At 34.4% G+C, this 19,300-nt stretch carries 23 protein-coding genes; 21 read left to right on the top strand and 2 right to left on the bottom strand.

The window, feature by feature from the left end:
• The first annotated feature begins 8 nt into the window (after window positions 1-8).
• The 14 genes from NE544_RS00245 to NE544_RS00180 all read left to right on the top strand — a co-directional run bounded on the left by NE544_RS00245 (window position 9) and on the right by NE544_RS00180 (window position 10,087).
• Window positions 9-365, top strand: coding sequence for a DUF2577 family protein (locus NE544_RS00245; protein ID WP_256267924.1), 357 nt, complete (start codon window positions 9-11; stop codon window positions 363-365).
• On the top strand, window positions 362-817 hold the full coding sequence (locus NE544_RS00240) for a DUF2634 domain-containing protein (RefSeq protein WP_256267923.1): 456 nt from the start codon (window positions 362-364) through the stop codon (window positions 815-817). The genes NE544_RS00245 and NE544_RS00240 overlap by 4 nt, the downstream gene beginning before the upstream one ends.
• Window positions 817-1,917, top strand: a complete 1,101-nt coding sequence (locus tag NE544_RS00235) for a baseplate J/gp47 family protein (protein ID WP_256267922.1) — start codon at window positions 817-819, stop codon at window positions 1,915-1,917. The genes NE544_RS00240 and NE544_RS00235 overlap by 1 nt, the downstream gene beginning before the upstream one ends.
• Window positions 1,907-2,794 carry a putative phage tail protein gene (locus tag NE544_RS00230; protein ID WP_256267921.1) on the top strand — a complete coding sequence of 296 codons (888 nt, stop codon included), beginning with the start codon at window positions 1,907-1,909 and terminating at the stop codon, window positions 2,792-2,794. Before NE544_RS00235 ends, NE544_RS00230 begins: the two co-directional genes overlap by 11 nt.
• Window positions 2,795-2,805: 11 nt before the next feature.
• Window positions 2,806-3,114 carry a hypothetical protein gene (locus tag NE544_RS00225; protein WP_256267920.1) on the top strand — a complete coding sequence of 103 codons (309 nt, stop codon included), beginning with the start codon at window positions 2,806-2,808 and terminating at the stop codon, window positions 3,112-3,114.
• 1 nt (window position 3,115) lies between these two features.
• Window positions 3,116-3,616 (top strand): hypothetical protein, encoded by a 501-nt coding sequence (locus tag NE544_RS00220; protein ID WP_256267919.1) that lies wholly within the window; start codon window positions 3,116-3,118, stop codon window positions 3,614-3,616.
• On the top strand, window positions 3,616-3,948 hold the full coding sequence (locus NE544_RS00215) for a hypothetical protein (RefSeq protein ID WP_256267918.1): 333 nt from the start codon (window positions 3,616-3,618) through the stop codon (window positions 3,946-3,948). Before NE544_RS00220 ends, NE544_RS00215 begins: the two co-directional genes overlap by 1 nt.
• Window positions 3,948-5,027 carry an SUMF1/EgtB/PvdO family nonheme iron enzyme gene (locus NE544_RS00210; RefSeq protein WP_256267917.1) on the top strand — a complete coding sequence of 360 codons (1,080 nt, stop codon included), beginning with the start codon at window positions 3,948-3,950 and terminating at the stop codon, window positions 5,025-5,027. Before NE544_RS00215 ends, NE544_RS00210 begins: the two co-directional genes overlap by 1 nt.
• Window positions 5,028-5,155: 128 nt before the next feature.
• Entirely contained in the window at window positions 5,156-5,656 is a 501-nt protein-coding gene (gene avd, locus NE544_RS00205) for a diversity-generating retroelement protein Avd (protein WP_256267916.1), read from the top strand.
• Window positions 5,657-6,286: 630 nt separating this feature from the next.
• The gene (locus NE544_RS00200) at window positions 6,287-7,441 is read left to right on the top strand and encodes an RNA-directed DNA polymerase (RefSeq protein ID WP_256267915.1); all 1,155 of its coding nucleotides are present in this window, start codon (window positions 6,287-6,289) and stop codon (window positions 7,439-7,441) included.
• A 90-nt stretch (window positions 7,442-7,531) separates the two neighbouring features.
• Entirely contained in the window at window positions 7,532-7,903 is a 372-nt protein-coding gene (locus NE544_RS00195; protein ID WP_256267914.1) for a hypothetical protein, read from the top strand.
• Between the two features lie 84 nt (window positions 7,904-7,987).
• Window positions 7,988-8,965 (top strand): N-acetylmuramoyl-L-alanine amidase, encoded by a 978-nt coding sequence (locus NE544_RS00190; RefSeq protein ID WP_256267913.1) that lies wholly within the window; start codon window positions 7,988-7,990, stop codon window positions 8,963-8,965.
• Between the two features lie 76 nt (window positions 8,966-9,041).
• Entirely contained in the window at window positions 9,042-9,797 is a 756-nt protein-coding gene (locus NE544_RS00185) for a DNA adenine methylase (RefSeq protein ID WP_256267912.1), read from the top strand.
• A gap of 80 nt (window positions 9,798-9,877) precedes the next feature.
• Entirely contained in the window at window positions 9,878-10,087 is a 210-nt protein-coding gene (locus NE544_RS00180; RefSeq protein ID WP_256267911.1) for a helix-turn-helix transcriptional regulator, read from the top strand.
• A gap of 227 nt (window positions 10,088-10,314) precedes the next feature.
• Here NE544_RS00180 and NE544_RS00175 read toward each other — a convergent pair whose 3' ends face one another.
• Window positions 10,315-12,078 (bottom strand): serine hydrolase, encoded by a 1,764-nt coding sequence (locus NE544_RS00175; protein WP_256267910.1) that lies wholly within the window; start codon window positions 12,076-12,078, stop codon window positions 10,315-10,317.
• A 48-nt stretch (window positions 12,079-12,126) separates the two neighbouring features.
• Complete coding sequence (locus tag NE544_RS00170; protein ID WP_256267909.1) at window positions 12,127-13,410, bottom strand: shikimate kinase; 1,284 nt, start codon at window positions 13,408-13,410, stop codon at window positions 12,127-12,129.
• Window positions 13,411-13,688: 278 nt separating this feature from the next.
• Between NE544_RS00170 and NE544_RS00165 the strand changes: the two genes are divergently transcribed.
• The 7 genes from NE544_RS00165 (at window position 13,689) to NE544_RS00135 (ending at window position 19,248) form a co-directional block, all read left to right on the top strand.
• Window positions 13,689-14,018 carry a DUF3784 domain-containing protein gene (locus NE544_RS00165; RefSeq protein WP_118114895.1) on the top strand — a complete coding sequence of 110 codons (330 nt, stop codon included), beginning with the start codon at window positions 13,689-13,691 and terminating at the stop codon, window positions 14,016-14,018.
• Between the two features lie 788 nt (window positions 14,019-14,806).
• Entirely contained in the window at window positions 14,807-15,568 is a 762-nt protein-coding gene (gene aroD, locus NE544_RS00160; protein WP_256267908.1) for a type I 3-dehydroquinate dehydratase, read from the top strand.
• An 81-nt stretch (window positions 15,569-15,649) separates the two neighbouring features.
• Window positions 15,650-16,648: an SPFH domain-containing protein gene (locus NE544_RS00155; protein WP_256267907.1), complete on the top strand. Its 999-nt coding sequence runs from the start codon at window positions 15,650-15,652 to the stop codon at window positions 16,646-16,648.
• Complete coding sequence (locus NE544_RS00150) at window positions 16,648-16,842, top strand: PTS ascorbate transporter subunit IIC (RefSeq protein ID WP_117573687.1); 195 nt, start codon at window positions 16,648-16,650, stop codon at window positions 16,840-16,842. The genes NE544_RS00155 and NE544_RS00150 overlap by 1 nt, the downstream gene beginning before the upstream one ends.
• A gap of 163 nt (window positions 16,843-17,005) precedes the next feature.
• On the top strand, window positions 17,006-17,677 hold the full coding sequence (locus NE544_RS00145; RefSeq protein ID WP_256267906.1) for a Bax inhibitor-1/YccA family protein: 672 nt from the start codon (window positions 17,006-17,008) through the stop codon (window positions 17,675-17,677).
• 82 nt (window positions 17,678-17,759) lie between these two features.
• Complete coding sequence (locus NE544_RS00140; protein ID WP_256267905.1) at window positions 17,760-18,821, top strand: C45 family peptidase; 1,062 nt, start codon at window positions 17,760-17,762, stop codon at window positions 18,819-18,821.
• A 4-nt stretch (window positions 18,822-18,825) separates the two neighbouring features.
• Window positions 18,826-19,248: a MarR family winged helix-turn-helix transcriptional regulator gene (locus NE544_RS00135; protein ID WP_256267904.1), complete on the top strand. Its 423-nt coding sequence runs from the start codon at window positions 18,826-18,828 to the stop codon at window positions 19,246-19,248.
• Window positions 19,249-19,300: the final 52 nt, after the last annotated feature.

Genomic DNA, 19,300 nt, shown 5'->3' with positions numbered 1-19,300 from the left:
GAGCACCTATGAAAAAAACAGATAGAAAAATAGTGAATTTAGTGAACGCACTAAAGAGTAAATGTCAAAATAACAACAATCTATATGTTGCTAAAGTAGTCAGTACTAGTCCGTTCAAGCTAAAACTGTATGATCAAATAATTACTGAACATATTTATGTCAATAATTCATTTTTAAAAACATCATCAAAAGCAATAGATTCCAATATTACTTGGGATATGAATCACAATTATGTTCCTAGCAGTTTACTTAGCTTTACAAGAAAGATGTTTAAAGCTGACCTATTAAATGCTGGTGATACTGTTATCGTTCTTTTAGATGGTGTTTCCTTTTATGTATTGGAAAGAGTTACGAAGGTTGCATGAACAATTCAATCTTTCCTTTTATTGATACAAGCAAGTACGAAGATGTTATTGAGAGTGATAAATTAGAAGAATTATGCGAGTATGCGTTTGATTTCAAGAATAACTGCCTTCTAACAAACAGTGCAGGACAAAACTATTATGTATATCGAAATGAGGCTTTGAAAGTTTGGATATACAAGGCATTGATGACTCCACGCTATCAGCATCTTGCTTATACGGAAGATTATGGAAATGAGATGTTTTCTATGATTTCTCAAGCAATAGACCAAGAAGTCATGCTTCTTGAACTGAAAAGATATATTACAGAAGCATTAATGTATAACTCTTATATTCAAGAATTGAATGGTTTTGAATTTGAAGTCAAAGGCTCGGAAGTATTGATTCGATTTACTGTAATTTCTATATATGGACAAATGCGTTATGAACAGATAATGAAAGAAGGTGTTGGATAATGAAAAGGAATTATCAAGAAGTGATAGATGCTATGAGTAATGGCGAATACACTGCTGAAGAAATCAAAAGTCGTATTAAATCATACTTGAATAATCCAGCATCTAAAATCGAAGGTTCATTCGCTATGGATAGCATACAGGCAGTAGCACAGGAAATGGCAAGAGCTATCAATATGCGAATTATTGATTTTATTGATATGGCAATGCTAGACACAGCAGAATATGAATTTTTAGATAGAAAAGGATTAGATTATGGATTGGCAAGAAATCCAGCAACTGCTTCTAGTGGTTATGTTAAATTCACTGGAGCACAAGGAACGATCATTCCAAAAGGAACGACCCTTTTGGCAGACACCTGCACGTTTACAACTGATTTTGAAGCGATCATCTCTTCTTCAGGAACGACTAGTGTGAGAGCAACATGTACAGAACTCGGGATTACTGGAAACGTTCTAGCAGGCGCAATTACTGGAATTAGGGCCACTGAAGGAATTGATGGTGTAAAAGTAACCAACGAAGAACCTTTTGAAGGCGGAACTGAAGAAGAAACGGATGATTCTTACCGAAAAAGGATTTACGAAAAGATACAAATGCCGATTGCTTCAGGAAATGCCAATTCTTATATATATTGGGCAAAGCAGGTTTCAGGTGTTGGCAACGCTCGATGTATTCCTTTATGGAATGGAGCTGGGACTGTTAAGGTCGTAATTTTATCTTCGGACGGAACTGCACCTGATGATACAGTGATAAAAAATGTTGCTGACTACATTGAAACACAAAGACCGATAGGTGCTAAAGTAACAGTTTCAAAAGCGGAAGCAAAAGAAATTATTATTGATTGCACAATTAAAGTTTCAGCTGGTTATAGGCTTACTGATGTGCAAACAGAAGCCAATCGTATTATTCGTGAATATCTAACAGGAATTGCTTACGAGGAAGAAAGCAAGGTATTATCTTACTTCAAGATAAGCGACTTGATATTTAACGTTGAAGGAGTTTCAGATGTATTAGACTATACGGTTAACGGTGGTAAACAATCCATCATGGCAGAAGCTGCAGAATTCTTTTCTCTATCGGAGATAACGCTTCATGAGAATTGATTCAGTTAACTATCTTCCTCAATTTATACTTGATATTCCTGAAATGAAGGAACTTCTATATGCCGAACAAAAAGGCCTGGATGAGTTCTTTGACTATATTGAATTGATGCGGAATCAAACTTCGATCAGTACAGCCAGTATCTACCTTTCAAGATATGAGAAAATGTTCGGATTGAATGTCAGTCCTGCTCTTACCGATTCAGAAAGAATAGGAAGAATTCTTGCAAAGCTAAATACAAGAACAAATTCAACTGTAGATGCCATCAAAACAGTTGTTTCATCTATTACTGGATGCGATACGGAAATAGAAGAATACTACGGTAAGTATGCTTTTATGATTGATGTCTTAAGAGATAACGACCAATTAATCAATATCGAAGATATCAAAGCAGCTGTGGAAATTATTAAACCAGCACATCTTGCTTTTACAGTTATGATGTGTTGGAAATGGACAATTGGAATTAAAGTCAGTTCAACCATTTACAAAGTAGCTCATGATGTATGTGGTGGTCTTGGCAATGATTTTGATTATTGTGGAGAAACACCTGAACTAAGCTATATAGGAAAGATAGAAAAACCAGGAATACAAATTAAAGCGAGAAATGAAAGTCATTCATTCCCTTATGTGTATACAGGTCAATATCCAATAATTTCTACTTTAGGAAGTGTAGAGAATGGAGATATTAAAGTTAACGCGGTACATGAAACACATGGATATGATTATGACTTTACATCTTTTGAAGCGGGGATAATCCCTCATATTTCAACGCTGGGCGTTGGTAATGAAGAGAACGGACAAATAAATGTGGATATAGAAAACTACGCCACACCGCTTTTATTTGCCCGCGATGATGGCGATTATTGTGGCGAAGATTAGGAGGTATGGATATGCCATTTAGTACGAAGGCATTTAAAGGTTTGGTATCTCATGCACATAGAGAAATTGTTTCAGCAAAGTATAAAATCCAAAACACCTATTATGAGGCAACGATTAACAGTATTGAAGAGAAAGAATCGGAGTTGGTATTGCATTTACAACTTAACCCATCAATCAGTCAAGAAGTAACTGTATCTGAAATCGCCTTATATGACACATCAGGAGATCTATTTTATAAAAAGGCTGAAAACATTAAATTCAATCCTTTGAATGAAGGAATTATTGTAAAGATAACGATTAATTTTATGGAGGTAAGCTAGTATGGGATTATTGTATAAAGCAACAAAATGGCTCGATCACGTTACGCAATATCCAATGCGTAGACGAATTACAAACAATAAAGATGGAACTGCAGATATAGTTCGTGCAGAAGGTGATGTAATTCAACAAGGAACACCGAGAAATGCTAAGAACTATAACAACATGGAAGAAGGGATTCTTGCAAATCAGATTCTTGCTCTGGCTTTGCAACAAGAAATGCTTCAACTACAAAGATCAGCTGCAGAAAATCATGGTGAATTCGGTGTGGTAACTATCAAAAACACAAATAAATATCCATTTTCATCAGCTTCGATAACGGTTCCGATTAAAGAAAAAAGGTCTAATTTTGATTATGTGGTTCAAATCGAAGTGTCAGAAACGGATGGAAATATTGAAACAATTGAAGTTTTTGACAAACAGTTAAATGGGTTTAAATTGGCGTTTAAAGGCAGTGCAAAAAATGTGAAATTAAAATATAAAGTAACAGGAGGACGATATTAATGAATGGTGCAAAGATAATCAATAAGAACGAAGGAGCAAAGATTGACTATGAAATCATTGGAAATAAAATCATTTTCAATGATGAATTAATGTTGAATCTAGCCAAGTATGAACGTGATGATCCAATGCATATCGATATTTGTATGGATGAATTTGGATGTTTGTGCATGGGACTAGCGAATAAATATGTGGCTCAAATCGACATTTCAGCTAGAGAATATCAATATGTAGAAGATGGTGTGGATGAAGAAGGGCACACAAAATTCAACAAGGTAGCAGTTCCTTTTGATATTAAAAAAGTGGATATTACATTGTGGGGGGTAGAAGAATAATGGAGACAAATTTTGATGCAATCAAGTTAGCGGTTGAAGCAGCGACTGGCGGGAAAAATACAGTATTATTTGATGATTTAGGAAATCCGTCAATCATGGTTAGAATTCCTAAATTTAAAATTTCAGATGTAATTGAAGGTGGTTCTAATTCAGTACATCCAGCCTTTATTGTTAATGGTGTAGAAAAAGATGAAATTTATATTAGTAAGTATCAAAATATCGTAGTGAATGATCGAGCATACTCTTTACCAATGCAAGATCCAAAAGTTTATATTGATTTTGATACAGCAAGAAAAGCTTGTGAAAACAAAGGTAAAGGATGGCATTTAATGACAAATGCTGAATGGGCTGCGATTGCTTTGTGGTGTAAAAAGAACGGATACTTCCCAAGAGGCAACAACAATTACGGAAGCGATGTATCATATCCGCATGAAAAAGGTGTTGAAACTTATAAATATGATGGAAAAACAGGTAGAGTTGGAACAGGTTCAGGCCCAGTTACATGGGCACATGATGGAAGTAATTCAGGTATCTTTGATTTGAATGGAAATGTATGGGAATGGGTTGGAGGACTTCGATTAGTTGATGGTGAAATCCAAGTTATTGCTGATAATAATGCAGCATGTGATGCAAATATGGCTGAAAATTCTAGCCATTGGAAAGCGATTGATAAGAGTGGAAACTTGGTTGCGCCAAAATCTGCTAATACATTAAAGTTCGATTATACAGTAGATCCAGGTACTGAAAACACATCGAAAGGAATGCCTAAATTAGTAACAACTCTAGCACATCAACAGACTAATGGTGATCCGTATGCTGCAGGACAATTTGAAGATATGACAGCAGATGGAAGTATCAACCCGCCTGAAATCTTAAAGGCTTTGGCAATTTATCCTGATGGAACAAAAGCAAATCATGGAGATTATATCTATATGAGAAATAAGGGAGAGCGTTTGCCTTTTCGTGGTGGCTCTTGGGATGATGGTAGCCTTGCAGGCGTGTTCGCTGTCGACTTGCATGACCCGCGCTCCTACTCTGACAATGTTAGAGGTTTTCGCTCCGCTTTTGTCGGTCTGTAATTTTGGTATCAGTGTTCTGTTTTTGCCACGTAAGTGGCAATCATTCCCACCAGCGATTAAGCTGGTGGGATTATTTTTTTTATTGTGTATATTCTTACGCATGTTATAATTTACCAGAGGTGGTAACAATGGATAATCAATTAGGCTCGTATGAAACGCAACTGATCATACAACAGGAGGTTTATGATATGTTGCTATATGCCTATCCATTGTTGGATCATTTTCCAAAGAGTCAAAAATTTTCTTTAGTTCAAGATATTAAAAAAAAGATGGATTCAGTTCTTGAATATGCAATTGCAGCTAATAAAAAATACGCTAAGACTACAACACTTGAAAAAATGGATGTAGAACTAGCTGTATTAAAGGTTTATGTAAGATTAGCATTTGACTTGCAATATTTTAAAGGCGAAAACCACTATATGGAAATGTCTAGAAGATTAGATAAAGTCGGCAAGATGTTAGGTGGTTGGATTAAGGCTGAAAAAGAAAAAACAGGAAATAAAGCTGTTGATAAACCATATGTTTGTGAGAAATGTGGCACAAGAATAACTCCTAAGTCTTATGAATATTCAATGAAAAATTTTGGTAAATCTCTTTGTTATACATGTCAAAAAAGTCATAAGGATTAGATGAATTGTGAGCCCTTTTTCGCTCCACTCTATTCTTTTATGCTATTTTGGGATTAGGCTATTAGCGTTTGCCTTTTCGTGGTGGCGGCTTCAATAATTCTAGCAATGCAGGCGTGTTCGCTTTGAATTTGAACAACCCACGCTCCAATACTTGGGACGATTTAGGTTTTCGCTCCGCTTTATCCTTATGGGATTAGATTATTATGAAGACCTTTTCGTGGTGGCGCTTTTTGGAACTATTCGAATGCAGGTGTGTTCGCTTTGAATCTCAACAACCCACGCTCCAACTCTGACAATGATAGAGGTTTTCGCTCCGCTCTAACCCTATAAAGAGTAATGGGATTGGACTATATGATTTGCCTTTTCGTGGTGGCAATTGGGATAATGGTAGCAATGCAGGCGTGTTCGCTGTAAACTTGAATGACCCACGCTCCAATTCGAATCACAATGCAGGTTTTCGCTCCGCTCTGCTCTTGCAATTAGGTATATGATGGATACGTCTATCATTTCAAATCAAGGGAATAAAGGAGTCTAATTCCATGCTGAATAAGCAAAAAAATAAATAAAGATGAAAACCGATAGTAATGTTAAATGAACTCCGTTAAGCATCTTAAAAATTAGGTGATGATCATGGCGAAAATAAAGAATGTATATGACGATATCGTTAGTGATGAAAACATATACAAGGCTTATTTAAACGCTCGTAAAAACAAAAGATATAGAAAAGATGTACTCATATTTACCCAAAATCTAGAAGCGAATCTAGTTAAGATTCAAAATGAATTAAGAAGCGAAGTTGCTGATTATCCTAAATATAGAGAGTTCTACGTTTACGAACCAAAGTGTCGTTTGATCCTTGCTCAAGACTTTCCTGAAGTGATAAAACAGTGGGCGTTTTATCAAGTTTTAAGTCCTATGTTTACTAGGATGTACATCAAGGATTCTTATGCTTGCATCAAAGGAAAAGGACAAATTGCAGCAGTTAAAAGGCTGCATTATTGGCTTAAATTGGTCAATAGTAAAAGATACAATAAGCTGAAAAACGGTTTAGATGTATCCGATTTAAATAAGTGGTATTACTTGAAAATAGACTTTAGCAAATACTTTTATAGAGTAGATCATAAAGTTATGATTGATGTATTGAAGAAGAAAATTAAGGATGATCGTGTTGTTAGATGGCTTGCAACCCGCATAGAAAGCCCTGATATGCCTTTTGGTTTGCCTAGAGGCATGCGTCCTGAAGATGTTGAAATGAGCGAACGTTTATATGATAAAGGAATGCCAGTGGGCGCTTTGATTTCACAGATGTTAGCGAATGTTTACAATGACCAGATAGACCAATATGCTAAAAGGACATTAGGAATCAAGTGTTATATACGTTATCAGGATGATATTGTGGTGCTTTCTGATGATAAGAAACAAATAAAAGAATGGCATCAAAAACTAGAAAAGTTCGCGAATGATGTCATGAAAATGGAAATGAATCAAAAGACCTGTATTAGACCAATCAATCAAGGAATTGAATTTTGTGGTTTTCGCTTATGGCCTACACATATTAAAATAAGGAAAAGCACCTCCTTAAGAATTAAAAGGAACTTAAAAGGCGTGATGAAACGATACAATGAAGGAGATTGTACTTTAGAACACGCTACACGAGTAGTTGATTCATATTTTGGACTGTTGAAGCATTGTAATAGTTACGCATTAAAAACAGAAATATTTGGTGATTATGAAAAAGGAATAGATGGTTGGTTTGTACTGACTAGAAATCAAGGTAACGATTAATTTCGTTACCTTTTAATTATGTTTTAAAGTTCTTTATTTTTCGACTTTATTTATTTTTTATAGAATGAGCGATGAAAGGAGGAATATGCAATGGATATTTCGAAAACAACATCATTACTATTATTATTGATCGTTTTTGCGGTGTTGATTCAATTTATCGTTGAACGCTTAAAAGTAGTCTTAGGTAATAAGGTAATGAAGTATCTACCAGCGGATGTATTGGCTGCATTATTAGGTGTTTTGTTTGCGTTCATGTTTAGCATCGATGTATTTAAATACTTCGATATGAATGAAACAATTCCATATGTAGGCAATATCATTTCAGGTTTGATTATTTCAGCGGGAGCACCTGCTATTCATGAGTTTATTGCTAATATTCGTGAACAAAGAAAGTTGCTTCAAGATTCTATCTCTACTGGAGTGGAATTGTTAGAAAAATCAGGAGGTGAAGAAAATGAATGAAGATGTAAAAGATATTGTAATTACTCCAGAAATGGAAGAAGAACTTAACGCCATGGGAAAAGGTGTGGAAGGAAGTGATGAGTAATGGATTGGAAAAACTTAAATGCTGATGTAAATAAAATCCTGAACACGCACTATACTAGTGGGCGTTCAGGACGAAAAATCAATAAAATTATCATTCATTATAACGCAGGCGATTTAACTGTAGAAGGATGTTATTCTGTATGGCAAAACAGACCAGCTTCAGCACACTATCAAGTTGAATCTTCAGGTCGTATTGGACAGTTGGTTTGGGATAGTGATACAGCATGGCATGCAAGTAACTGGGATGCTAACTGTTCAAGTATTGGAATTGAACATGCTAATAAAGAAGGCGGATATATTAGTGAAGCATGCTTAGATGCAGGAGCTCATTTAGTTGCAGCGCTATGTAAGTATTATGGATTGGGACGTCCTCAATGGAAAGTAAATGTATTCCCTCATAATCATTTTGCAGCTACATCTTGCCCTGGTCGATTACAGGATGAGCAAAGAGATGCTTATATGCAAAAAGCTCAACAATGGTATGATCAAATGATGAATGGAGCTGAATCTCCATCTACACCATCTACAGGTAACAAAAAATCCAGTGAGGAAGTTGCAAGAGAGGTGGTTGCTGGTAAGTGGGGAAACGGAGCTGATCGCAAGAACCGTTTAACTAGCGCAGGTTACGATTATAATGCTATTCAATCATTAGTAAATCAAATGGTAGGAAATTCAAACCCTGCTCCAAAGCCAACAAAAACCATTGATCAGTTGGCAGATGAAGTCATCGCTGGTAAGTGGGGAAACGGAGCTGATCGTAAGAATCGTTTAACTAGCGCAGGTTACAATTATGATGCAGTTCAAGCAAAAGTTAATGAAAAATCATATGGATCAAAGCCTGGTAAATCCAACGAAGCAATTGCTAAAGAGGTTATTGCTGGTAATTGGGGAAACGGAGCCGATCGTAAGGCTCGTTTAACAGCTGCTGGGTATAACTATGATGCAATTCAAAGCATTGTAAATAGTTTGTGTAAGTAATTTGTAGGATAGTAGGAAATGCTATCCTACTCTCCTTTTCATAGCAATGCCCTTTGTGTGGAAGGAGAGATTAAAAATGAATAGTTTTATACCATGGATTGGCGGTAAAAAGTTACTTAGAAAAGAGATATTAAGCAGGTTTCCTAAAGAGCAACCATCACGCTATATCGAAGTGTTTGGAGGTGCAGGATGGGTATTATTTGCAAAAGAACATAACAGTAAGCAATTAGAGGTATATAACGATCTAAATGGTGATTTAGTTAACCTATATAGATGCGTTAAATACCACGCTCAGGAAGTCCAAAGAGAATGTGAATTCTTATTAAATTCTAGAGAGATTTTTATTAACTATAAAGAACAAATGAATATCAATGGATTAACTGATATTCAAAGAGCAGCACGCTTTCTATATTTAATAAAGGTATCTTTTGGGGCTGACGGAAAAACATATGGAACAAACGCTAAAAATATATCGTATTCGGTGAATATGCTTCCTGAAATCAGTAAACGTTTAAATAGAGTTGTCATAGAAAACAAAAGCTATGATAATCTTATTAAAGTATATGATAGAAACAATGCTCTGTTTTATTTAGATCCACCATATTATAAGACTGAAAAATATTATGGCAACTTGTTTGACGAAGAAGATCATATTAAATTAAGAGATATTCTAAGAGATATAAAAGGTAGGTTTATTCTTTCCTATAATGATTGTGCATTCATAAGAGAGTTGTATTCAGACTTTTATATAGAAGAGGTTGAAAGAAATAACAATCTTGTTAAAGATGGCGTTTCTAGATATAAAGAATTGATTATAAGAAATTACAAGTAAAATATCAAAATACGATATAAAATATCAATAATGTTATAGCAATGTTTGGGGTGATAAAATTCACTTAAAGGGGCGTTGCTATGGCGATTAAAATATACCTGTCTGAGCTATTAGGAAATAAGAAAATGACTCAGGCAGAACTTGCTAGAAAGACTGGTATTAGACCTAACACGATTAATGAAATATATTGGGAAATGGTGGATAGAATCAGTCTAGAACATATTGAAAAAATATGCTCAGTTTTGAATTGTGAAGTGTGTGATTTAATCAAAATAAGAAACAGAAAATAAGCATTAAAAAAGGACATTTATTTGGCGTTTAAAAGCCGTTTAAAATGTCTTTTTTTAAAACCTATTTTTTGCATTTTATTTGCAACATTTTTGCATTTTGCGCGCAACACTACATTGGATTCAAGAACACAATTATACAGTCGATGGGCCATTCTTAGAATTTTTGTTGATTGATATTCATGAAACAAAAAAAGTGGAGGAGTATATTACCTCCATCCACATTAAGGTTAAACCAAGATGATAAATCCAGATTCAATAGGTTTATATTCTTCGACATCCATTGAATCGTAGTATAGATCTCCATTTGAGTCTAATACTAGAATTCGATGATTTTCACAAATAGTTGGTAAGACTTCTAAAGTGTTGTTGATTTTGTAGACTTGATTTTCTTTTTTAAACAATTGAGAAGTATATGGTTCTATATCATCTTCACAAATATAGGTGTAGCTAGCACAATACAATTTACCATCTTCAAAGTAAGGTTCAATACGATCTCTAGAACCGTTACAAGGCGTATTTAAATAGCTTTGGGCATGTGTATCATCGATTGCTTCAATTGGAAATTCAGATACTACAGGCTCTGATTTATTGCCATGAACGATCAATGACATTGTATCTTCTGTCCTGTTAAATTCAACACTACATAACATTTGGTTTGTGACAATATCATAATAAGTTGTATCACACACAATATATTTCTTATTTAATCTAGATTTCCAGAGTGAGTTGAGTTCTTGTTTTTTGGCTTTTTGTGCAAACGCAACCGTACGATTTCTTGTTGTCTTTAAAAGATAATCCCCCTCAAAGAAGATTTGATTTCCTTTTTCATTTGTCCATTTACCATCTGCATAATTTAATAGATCACTCATGATCCAGCCTTTTTCCGTTTTATCTTGCACAACCATACTTGATTTTATGGTTGTGATTTTTTGTAAACCAAAGGCATGGGCATAAATTCCTGAATAATCTGGATATGTATTTGGTTCTAAATAGGTATTGAATAAGCGCATTAAAGTTGTAGGAACATCGAGTCCGCAATCATGTGTTTCACTGAATGCTAATACGGCATTGTATTTAGGAACAATGATCAGTCTTGAACTAAAGAACATACTGTTTCCACCTTTTGCCAGAACACTATCACCAAAATCATAGTCTGGATCATGGTGTCTGACTAAGTCCCAGCCTAAGCCAAAATCAATGGCGCCTAGATCCGATTCAAGAAATGTAGTGCCCCAAGATTTAGCCATTAAAGCTTTTGACTTTTCACTAAGAATAGAATTAGGTTCTAGAAAGAGTTGACCAAATTTACATAAATCAATCATAGAAGTGGTGATGCCACCGGCTCCTTGAATTGGAAAGTATTCTTTTGGTTTCTTACCTTCAGAAACTAAAGGATAATCTGAATTGATTGTATATGTTGTATTGGTGCTTTTTGCGCCAATCTTTTCTGTAATATATTTTCTTAAGACATCTTCATAAGGCATATTACGAACTTTTGAAACGACCATTTCAGCGAGTGTAAACCCATCATTACAATAGGTACTGTAAGTTCCTGGATCTGCTTTTAGGGTGCTGTTTGATAAATAGTTTAATACTTCGCTATAGTAGTCAAACTTAGAAGTGGTACTCACACTAAAATGTTTCCATTGTGTCCCTGGAAGTCCACTTGAATGATCTAGGCACATGCGTACTGTAATATCTTTATATCTTTCATCTTTCATTGTAAATTCAGGAAGAATATCTGCAACTTTATCTTCGAGTTGAATCAATCCTTCATCCACTAACTGCATAACACATACGGTACAATAGATTTTAGATATCGAACATACATTAAATGTACAATCCGTCGTGATGGGTTGATTGTTGATTTTGTCGATGACACCAATCGCATCGGCACATACAATTTTTCCATCCTGCATAAAGGCATAGCTACAAGCTGTATAGTCTGGCTTTACCATAGCTTTTAATAATTGTGTAACTTGATTTTCCATATGATTTCTCCTTTTTAAAAGAAAACGAGAAGATAATAAACCTTCTCGCTACTCTGCAACGGCATCAATTAAAATGCTGTGATAGGCATTCACAATATCATCAACCGTTTCTTCAATATTCGCATTGTTGACAGCTATATAAGCAGCGTATTTTTGGTACAATGGGTATCTTTCTTTATACATTTGTTGAAGGGCTTGTTTAGAGCTTGATAAAGGTCTATTTGGATCGGAACTAATTAATTTATCGATATCACGATCAATGAAGATCGTAATTCCATTTAAACGTAAAAAGTCCATATTGACTTTATGTTTAACGACACCACCACCTGTCGCAATGATTTTATTGTTCATCTTACTAGCTTCAATCGCAACTTCTGTTTCAATCGCTCTAAATCCAGCTTCTCCAGATTCTTGGAAGATTTCTGGAATACTTTTGCCGGCTTTGGCAATAATCATATCGTCTAAGTCGAAAAATTCTTTTCCAAGCTTTTCTTCAAGCATTTTACCAATTGTTGTTTTACCAGCACTTGGCATACCAATTAATACGATGTTACAACGATCTTTCAACATCTCCTTTTTGATTTCATCAATGATAGAATCATCAAAAGACATGTTTTTAAAAATTTCAAATGTATATTTAGCTTGCGCAATCAACATCTCCAAACCAATCACACGCTTGATGTCGGCTTCTTGAGCTTCAAAACATAAACGTGTAAGAATTGGGTTGTATACAACATCTAATACACATTCTAATTTATGGAACCAGCTTACATCAATTGGTGCATTCGCAATATTTGGAAACATTCCTACAGGACTTGTATTGACGACAATATCTGCATCTAAATGGGATGTATACATTTCATCGTATCCAATGGCACCACGATTTGCACTTCTTGAAACAATCACAATATCTTTTGCGTTTTCATGTTTACAAACGGCTTTAACAGCAGCGCATGCACCACCATTACCAATAATCAAGACCTTCTTGCCTTCCATATGTACGTTGTGGGCTTTAACCATATATAAGAATCCACCAAAGTCTGTATTGTACCCTTTTAATTTGCCATCTACATTGATGATTGTATTGACAGCACCAATAGCTTTAGCACTTTCATCCATTTCATCTAAGTAAGGAATGACATCCTTTTTATATGGAATAGTCACGTTGATTCCTTTGAAATCTTTCTTTTCCATAAATTCTTTGAATTCTTCTTTATCTAATTCCACCAATTGGTAGTCATAATCTTTTACGTTCTCAATCTCTGCAATTCTTGTCTGAATTTGCTTAGAGAAACTATGCCCCAAGTGCTCACCAATCAATCCGTATTTCATATCATTTCCTCTTTTCTAGAACAGCTCTTTAAATGTTAAAAAAAGCATTTCGAAGAAGAAATGCCTTTTGAATGCCCTGAAACTTAAAAATAACCATCGTATACATATGGCTTTTCTCAGGGCTATTTAAAGTAAAAGTAATAATGTCTTGAAGTGTTCATACGCATAGAATACACCATTTCTTTGTGAGTGGCAACTCTAAAATGAAAATAAATGTAAAAATCAGAAAATTGTTTCAAAAAAAAGATGTGATACAATTTATCCGAAAGGAGCTAATTATGAATATTGGATTTATGGCATGTATTGTTCTCGGGGTTTTGTTTCTTATTGTGGGGATTCTTTTCTCTTTATTAAAGGAAAAAGGAGCTAAGTATGTTTCTGGTTTTAGTACGTTGAATCATCCTGAAAAGTATGATAAGGCATATATTTCTTTAGATATGCGAAATCAATGCTTTACATATGCATTGATTCTATTTCTAGGAGCAATCATTTCTTATTTCATATCCACTCTTATCGCTATACCAACCTATGTTCTATGGGGTATTCTTTTCTTTAAGTCTGTACATTTGGATGCAGAAAAGGCATTCGAAAAGTATTTGATTAAGTAAATTAACGCAAAAACATTACTTTTAACGATACTAAAGTTAAAATGAAAATAATAGAGTTAAAAAGGAATGATGATAACATGAAAACGGATATATTTGGAATGATGTTTTTCAAAATGAGCAAAAAACACACAAAACGAATTCTGTGATATGAAGCAATACATCCATTCTGGCGCTTCTTTGATTTAAAAGCCTATATGATCATGGCTTGCATGATGGGTGGAGGAATTGGATTTAGAGCAGCTGGAATCTTTCCGGATATCTTTATTGCCTTCTTTTATTCAGGACTTGGTTGTGCATTAGCTTAAGCTGGCATTGCTTTCTTAAGAAACTATATTCAATATGAAAACTAAAAGAAGAGACCGACTTGATCTCTTCTTTTAGTCAATATTGGAGTTTTGGACAATGAAATTACAGAATGAATGCGCAGCAGGAAGCATATATCTGTTTTTGATGTTTGCCATATAAATGATACGTTTCTTTTGTGGGTTGTTTATCTTTAATTTCTTTAAATGAAAATGGACAGAAGTCGTAGAGCTATGAATCCAGGCAACTATAATGAGGATGGAACTATCAAAAAAGGAAAGAAGAAGTGGATTTTATCCAATCTATGTGCTAAATGTAGTGCTTGACTGTAGAGTTCACTGCTTCAACAGAAAGATAGGAATCCAAAGTTTGAAAATAATGTATGATTGCTGCATAATGTTGTCAGCAAAGAACCCTCACTGCTTGTGGTGAGGAGTAGTCAGTTGATGCGTATACAAAAAATATGAATAAAGGAGAATAAAAAAATGAATACAGTAACAATGAAAAATGTTGAATTTGGTGCAGGCGTACCAAAGATTTGTGTTCCTATTTGTGGAAAGAGTAAAGAAGATGTTTTAGAACAAGCTAAAATCATTCTTGATACACCAGCTGATATTATTGAATGGCGTATGGATTGGTTTGAAGGAGTTGAAAATACTGCATCTGTAGTAGAAATGGCTAATGAATTACGTGAAGTATTTAAAGGAACTCCAGTCTTAGCTACTTTCCGTTCTAAAAAAGAAGGTGGAGAATTAGAAGTATCTACTGAATATTATGTGGAATTAAACTGTGCAGTTGCCAAAAGCGGTTATGTAGATGCAGTCGATGTTGAATTGTATACAGGAGATAAGGAAGTTGAAACGATTGTAACGACAGCTCATGAAAATGGAGTAAAAGTAATCATGTCGAACCATGACTTCTTTAAAACACCATCTAAAGAAGAAATCATTTCTCGTTTGTGTGCTATGCAAGAAAAGGGTGCAGACATTCCTAAGATTGCAGTTATGCCTCAATCAAAAAAGGATGTATTGACATTATTATCAGCTACAAATGAAATGGTAGAAGAACATGCCAATCGTCCAATCATCACTATGTCAATGGCAGCTACGGGAGTAATTTCTCGTTTAGCTGGTGAAGTATTTGGTTCTTGTTTGACATTTGGTGCTGCTAAAAAGGCAAGTGCTCCGGGTCAAATGGGTGTAAATGATCTTAAGATAATTCTTGAAACTTTACACAAGAGTCTATAATTTATAGGATGGGATTTTCCATCTTTTTTTATTGACAATAGATATCAAAATGATATCATAAGAGTATCAGGAGGTGCTTATATGACAGAAAAAGTTTTAAGCAACAAAAAGAATGGCATGGCCATGATGATATTGTGGATTGTTTTATATCTTGTAGCTTTATTGATGACAATACTTGGGGCAGCATTAATTTGGCCTTTATTTATTGTTGGTCTTGTATGGCTATGTATTGGTTGGATTCCATTTCTTGGTTTAAAAGTATTAAAGCCACAAGAAGCCTTGGTTTTAACGTTATTTGGTAAATATGTGGGTACTTTAAAGGATGCTGGATTCTATTATGTCAATCCTTTTTGTCAGGCTGTCAATCCTGCCGCAAAGACAAAACTAAATCAAAGTGGAGATGTGGATGATGGGTCTAAGAAGAGTATTTTTCAGGCACAAAATAATGGAACGGCAGAAATAGCTTCGAAAAAAGTATCTTTGAAAATCATGACTTTAAACAACAATCGTCAAAAAATCAATGATTGTTTAGGAAATCCTGTTGAGATTGGAATTGCCGTGATGTGGCGTGTTACAGATACCGCAAAAGCTGTATTTAATGTAGATAACTATAAGGAATATCTTTCTTTACAATGCGATAGTGCATTAAGAAATATTGTTCGTATTTATCCTTATGATGTCGCTGAAAATGTAGATACAACAGGTGATGGTATTGCCGATGAAGGAAGTCTTAGAGGTTCTAGTGAAGTGGTTGCTTCTAGAATTCGTGATGAAATTCAAAGTAAAGTAAAAGATGCAGGTCTTGAAATCATTGAGGCAAGAATCACATATTTGGCATATGCACCAGAAATTGCAGCCGTTATGCTTCAAAGACAACAGGCAAGTGCGATTATTGATGCACGTAAGATGATTGTGGATGGAGCTGTTGGTATGGTTGAAATGGCATTGGATCGTTTAAATGAAAATGGGGTTGTAGAATTGGATGAAGAAAGGAAAGCGGCTATGGTTTCTAACTTGTTAGTCGTACTTTGTGGAAACCATGATGCGCAGCCAGTTGTAAATTCTGGCAGTCTTTACTAATGGAAAAGAAACAGATTCCTTTGCGTCTTTCAAAAAAATTGTATGATCAAATCGCTTCATGGGCAGAAGATGATTTTCGCAGTGTCAATGGACAAATTGAATACTTGTTGACAGAGTGCGTGAAACAAAGAAAAAAGAATGGCAAATACGTCAGTGATACGATGGATGAGCCTATTGAATTGGATATTAAGTAAGAGAGTGTAGAAATACATTCTTTTATTTTTGAAAAAAATAAAAGCTTTTAAAGGTTAAATTTTGAAGACTTGGTTAATTGAATAGTCATTTTGTCTAAGTTGTACATTGTAATGTATATGTAAAAAACATAAAATACTCTAAAAATAGGAGGTAAATATATTTATGTATACAAACAATTATTCAAACTCAGTAAGTACAAATTCATTATATAAAGTATACAGCTGGATGATGGTAGGTCTTGGAATTACGGCAATCACTTCGGCCTTGTTGTATGCTTCAGGCATATTCATGCTTATTATTCAGATTCCCATGATTTCACTATTATTATTCATAGTACAAATTTCGTTAACGATTTCAATGGGACGTCAATTATCACGTAATACACCCGCTTCTACGATAAAGACGATGTTTATTGTGTATTCACTTACAATGGGAATCAATATGACATCATTGGCTTATGTATATAGTGCTGGACAGATTGCAGCTGCCTTTGGCATTAGCGCTATCTACTTTGCATGTTTAGCTATTATTGGAAAGACGACTAAAATGGATCTTAGTAAAGTGGGAAACATTTGTTTGATTGGTTTGATTGCGATGATCTTTAGTCAATTTTTCTTCATGCTATTTAGAGTTAGTATGGATGTACGCTTATGGAGCGTGATTGGCCTATTATTATTTACCGGACTTACAGCTTGGGACATACAAAAAATGAATTATATGTTGAATGGGTATGAAGATGAAAAGATATCGATTTATATGGCGTTACAGCTTTATTTAGATTTCTTGAATATTTTCTTATACATTTTACGATTATTAGGACGTAGAGATGATTAATTCATCTCTATTTTTTATGGTTGACAATGTAAACTAATATTGTATACTTTAATAGTTCACTAAATGAACTAAAGGAGTATGTATGAAATTATTAAAGAAAATAGGAATTACTATATTATGTTTATTATTGATTTGTGGAATAGGAATTGTTTGTTTGTTTCACAATGAATATAGCTCATTAAAATCATTAAAAAAAATTGATGCTTATCCAATGTATACAATGGATTATAGTGCGGATTATGGATTGGATGAGTTTTTAGAAAAAGGTGCAAGCAATGATAAAGAGCTTGTTGAATTTGTGGTGAATCATGTAATGAAGGGGTTACCATTAAGTATTAAGATTCCAGATTTAGGTTGTTCTACATTTATTGCACAAAATAAAGATTCAGGATATCTGTTTGGACGCAACTTTGATATGGATTATTCGCCAAGTGTATTAGTGAAGACGAAACCTAAAAATGGGTATGCCTCTGTATCTATGGTGAATTTAGGCTTTGTAGGATATAATGAAAAATATTTACCAGATACATTAAAGGATTCATTAGTGACTTTGGCAGCACCTTATGCACCATTAGATGGCATGAATGAAAAAGGATTAGCGGTTGGTGTATTGTTGATTGATACAAAACCAACAAATCAGAATACAAAAAAGGTGGATATCACAACAACAACAGCCATTCGAATGATGTTAGATAAGGCAAAGAATGTGGATGAAGCGTTAGAATTATTATCTTCTCATGACATGCATTCAAGTGCGAATAGTTGTTATCACTTCCAAATTTGTGATGCTTCTGGAAAGAGTGTTGTCGTAGAATATGTGGATAATGAAATGAAGGTTGTATATCCGGATAAGAATTATCAGTGTGCTACGAATTTCTTACTTACAAATCCAGATGCAGAATTTAATTTTGGTCAAGACCGCTACCAAATTATTGATGAAAAATTAAGTTCCACAAATGGAAAACTATCCAATCGTGAGGCTATGCAGCTTCTATCCGATTGTTCACAAGATGAACATAAGAATAATCAGGGAAAAATCTCAAAGACACAGTGGTCTTGTGTATATGATTTAAAGAATAAAAAGGTAACGGTTTGTGTGAATCAAAATTATGATGCGAAATACACAATTTCTGTGCTAGAATAAAGCTATGAAACAGAATGAACAAGTATTAGAAGCGTGGCTTCAAATGACAACCGTTATTAATAATGAGAGAATTACTCCAGATCTTCCTTACAATGAGTCGATGATTTGTCGTTATTTATATCAAAATCAAGATATAAATGTAACCGCAACGGATTTATGCAACTATATGCGCATGCAAAAATCGCAGATGAATCGTACGCTTACAAGTATGGAAAAAAAGAAGTTGATTACACGTATTCGTAGTGAGGATGACAATCGAAAAATCTATATTACATTAAATGATTCAATGATTAAGATTTATAAAGCTCAACATGAGAAAATATTAGAAATCGTAGATCAGTTGTTTGATAAGATTGGCTATGAAAAACAACCAGAAGTGATTGAACTGTTTGATTTGATTACGCAAACCGCAAAAGAAATGTTGTAAAGATAAGCTGGATTTCCAGCTTTTTTCTTTTGTTTCATAAAGAGTTCTTTTT

The organism is Holdemanella sp. MSK.7.32 (assembly GCF_024460475.1).
In the GTDB taxonomy this organism is placed as follows: domain Bacteria; phylum Bacillota_I; class Bacilli_A; order Erysipelotrichales; family Erysipelotrichaceae; genus Holdemanella.
The sequence above is the reverse complement of the archived record's forward strand: the minus strand, read 5'-3'. Positions and strand labels throughout refer to the sequence as shown.

Excerpts from the sequence above, each read along its gene's own strand:
- NE544_RS00245 (WP_256267924.1), top strand. The coding sequence starts at position 9 with ATGAAAAAAACAGATAGAAAAATAGTGAATTTAGTGAACGCACTAAAG.
- NE544_RS00240 (WP_256267923.1), top strand. The coding sequence starts at position 362 with ATGAACAATTCAATCTTTCCTTTTATTGATACAAGCAAGTACGAAGAT.
- NE544_RS00235 (WP_256267922.1), top strand. The coding sequence starts at position 817 with ATGAAAAGGAATTATCAAGAAGTGATAGATGCTATGAGTAATGGCGAA.
- NE544_RS00230 (WP_256267921.1), top strand. The coding sequence starts at position 1,907 with ATGAGAATTGATTCAGTTAACTATCTTCCTCAATTTATACTTGATATT.
- NE544_RS00225 (WP_256267920.1), top strand. The coding sequence starts at position 2,806 with ATGCCATTTAGTACGAAGGCATTTAAAGGTTTGGTATCTCATGCACAT.
- NE544_RS00220 (WP_256267919.1), top strand. The coding sequence starts at position 3,116 with ATGGGATTATTGTATAAAGCAACAAAATGGCTCGATCACGTTACGCAA.
- NE544_RS00215 (WP_256267918.1), top strand. The coding sequence starts at position 3,616 with ATGAATGGTGCAAAGATAATCAATAAGAACGAAGGAGCAAAGATTGAC.
- NE544_RS00210 (WP_256267917.1), top strand. The coding sequence starts at position 3,948 with ATGGAGACAAATTTTGATGCAATCAAGTTAGCGGTTGAAGCAGCGACT.
- avd (WP_256267916.1), top strand. The coding sequence starts at position 5,156 with ATGGATAATCAATTAGGCTCGTATGAAACGCAACTGATCATACAACAG.
- NE544_RS00200 (WP_256267915.1), top strand. The coding sequence starts at position 6,287 with ATGGCGAAAATAAAGAATGTATATGACGATATCGTTAGTGATGAAAAC.
- NE544_RS00195 (WP_256267914.1), top strand. The coding sequence starts at position 7,532 with ATGGATATTTCGAAAACAACATCATTACTATTATTATTGATCGTTTTT.
- NE544_RS00190 (WP_256267913.1), top strand. The coding sequence starts at position 7,988 with ATGGATTGGAAAAACTTAAATGCTGATGTAAATAAAATCCTGAACACG.
- NE544_RS00185 (WP_256267912.1), top strand. The coding sequence starts at position 9,042 with ATGAATAGTTTTATACCATGGATTGGCGGTAAAAAGTTACTTAGAAAA.
- NE544_RS00180 (WP_256267911.1), top strand. The coding sequence starts at position 9,878 with ATGGCGATTAAAATATACCTGTCTGAGCTATTAGGAAATAAGAAAATG.
- NE544_RS00175 (WP_256267910.1), bottom strand. The coding sequence starts at position 12,078 with ATGGAAAATCAAGTTACACAATTATTAAAAGCTATGGTAAAGCCAGAC.
- NE544_RS00170 (WP_256267909.1), bottom strand. The coding sequence starts at position 13,410 with ATGAAATACGGATTGATTGGTGAGCACTTGGGGCATAGTTTCTCTAAG.
- NE544_RS00165 (WP_118114895.1), top strand. The coding sequence starts at position 13,689 with ATGAATATTGGATTTATGGCATGTATTGTTCTCGGGGTTTTGTTTCTT.
- aroD (WP_256267908.1), top strand. The coding sequence starts at position 14,807 with ATGAATACAGTAACAATGAAAAATGTTGAATTTGGTGCAGGCGTACCA.
- NE544_RS00155 (WP_256267907.1), top strand. The coding sequence starts at position 15,650 with ATGACAGAAAAAGTTTTAAGCAACAAAAAGAATGGCATGGCCATGATG.
- NE544_RS00150 (WP_117573687.1), top strand. The coding sequence starts at position 16,648 with ATGGAAAAGAAACAGATTCCTTTGCGTCTTTCAAAAAAATTGTATGAT.
- NE544_RS00145 (WP_256267906.1), top strand. The coding sequence starts at position 17,006 with ATGTATACAAACAATTATTCAAACTCAGTAAGTACAAATTCATTATAT.
- NE544_RS00140 (WP_256267905.1), top strand. The coding sequence starts at position 17,760 with ATGAAATTATTAAAGAAAATAGGAATTACTATATTATGTTTATTATTG.
- NE544_RS00135 (WP_256267904.1), top strand. The coding sequence starts at position 18,826 with ATGAAACAGAATGAACAAGTATTAGAAGCGTGGCTTCAAATGACAACC.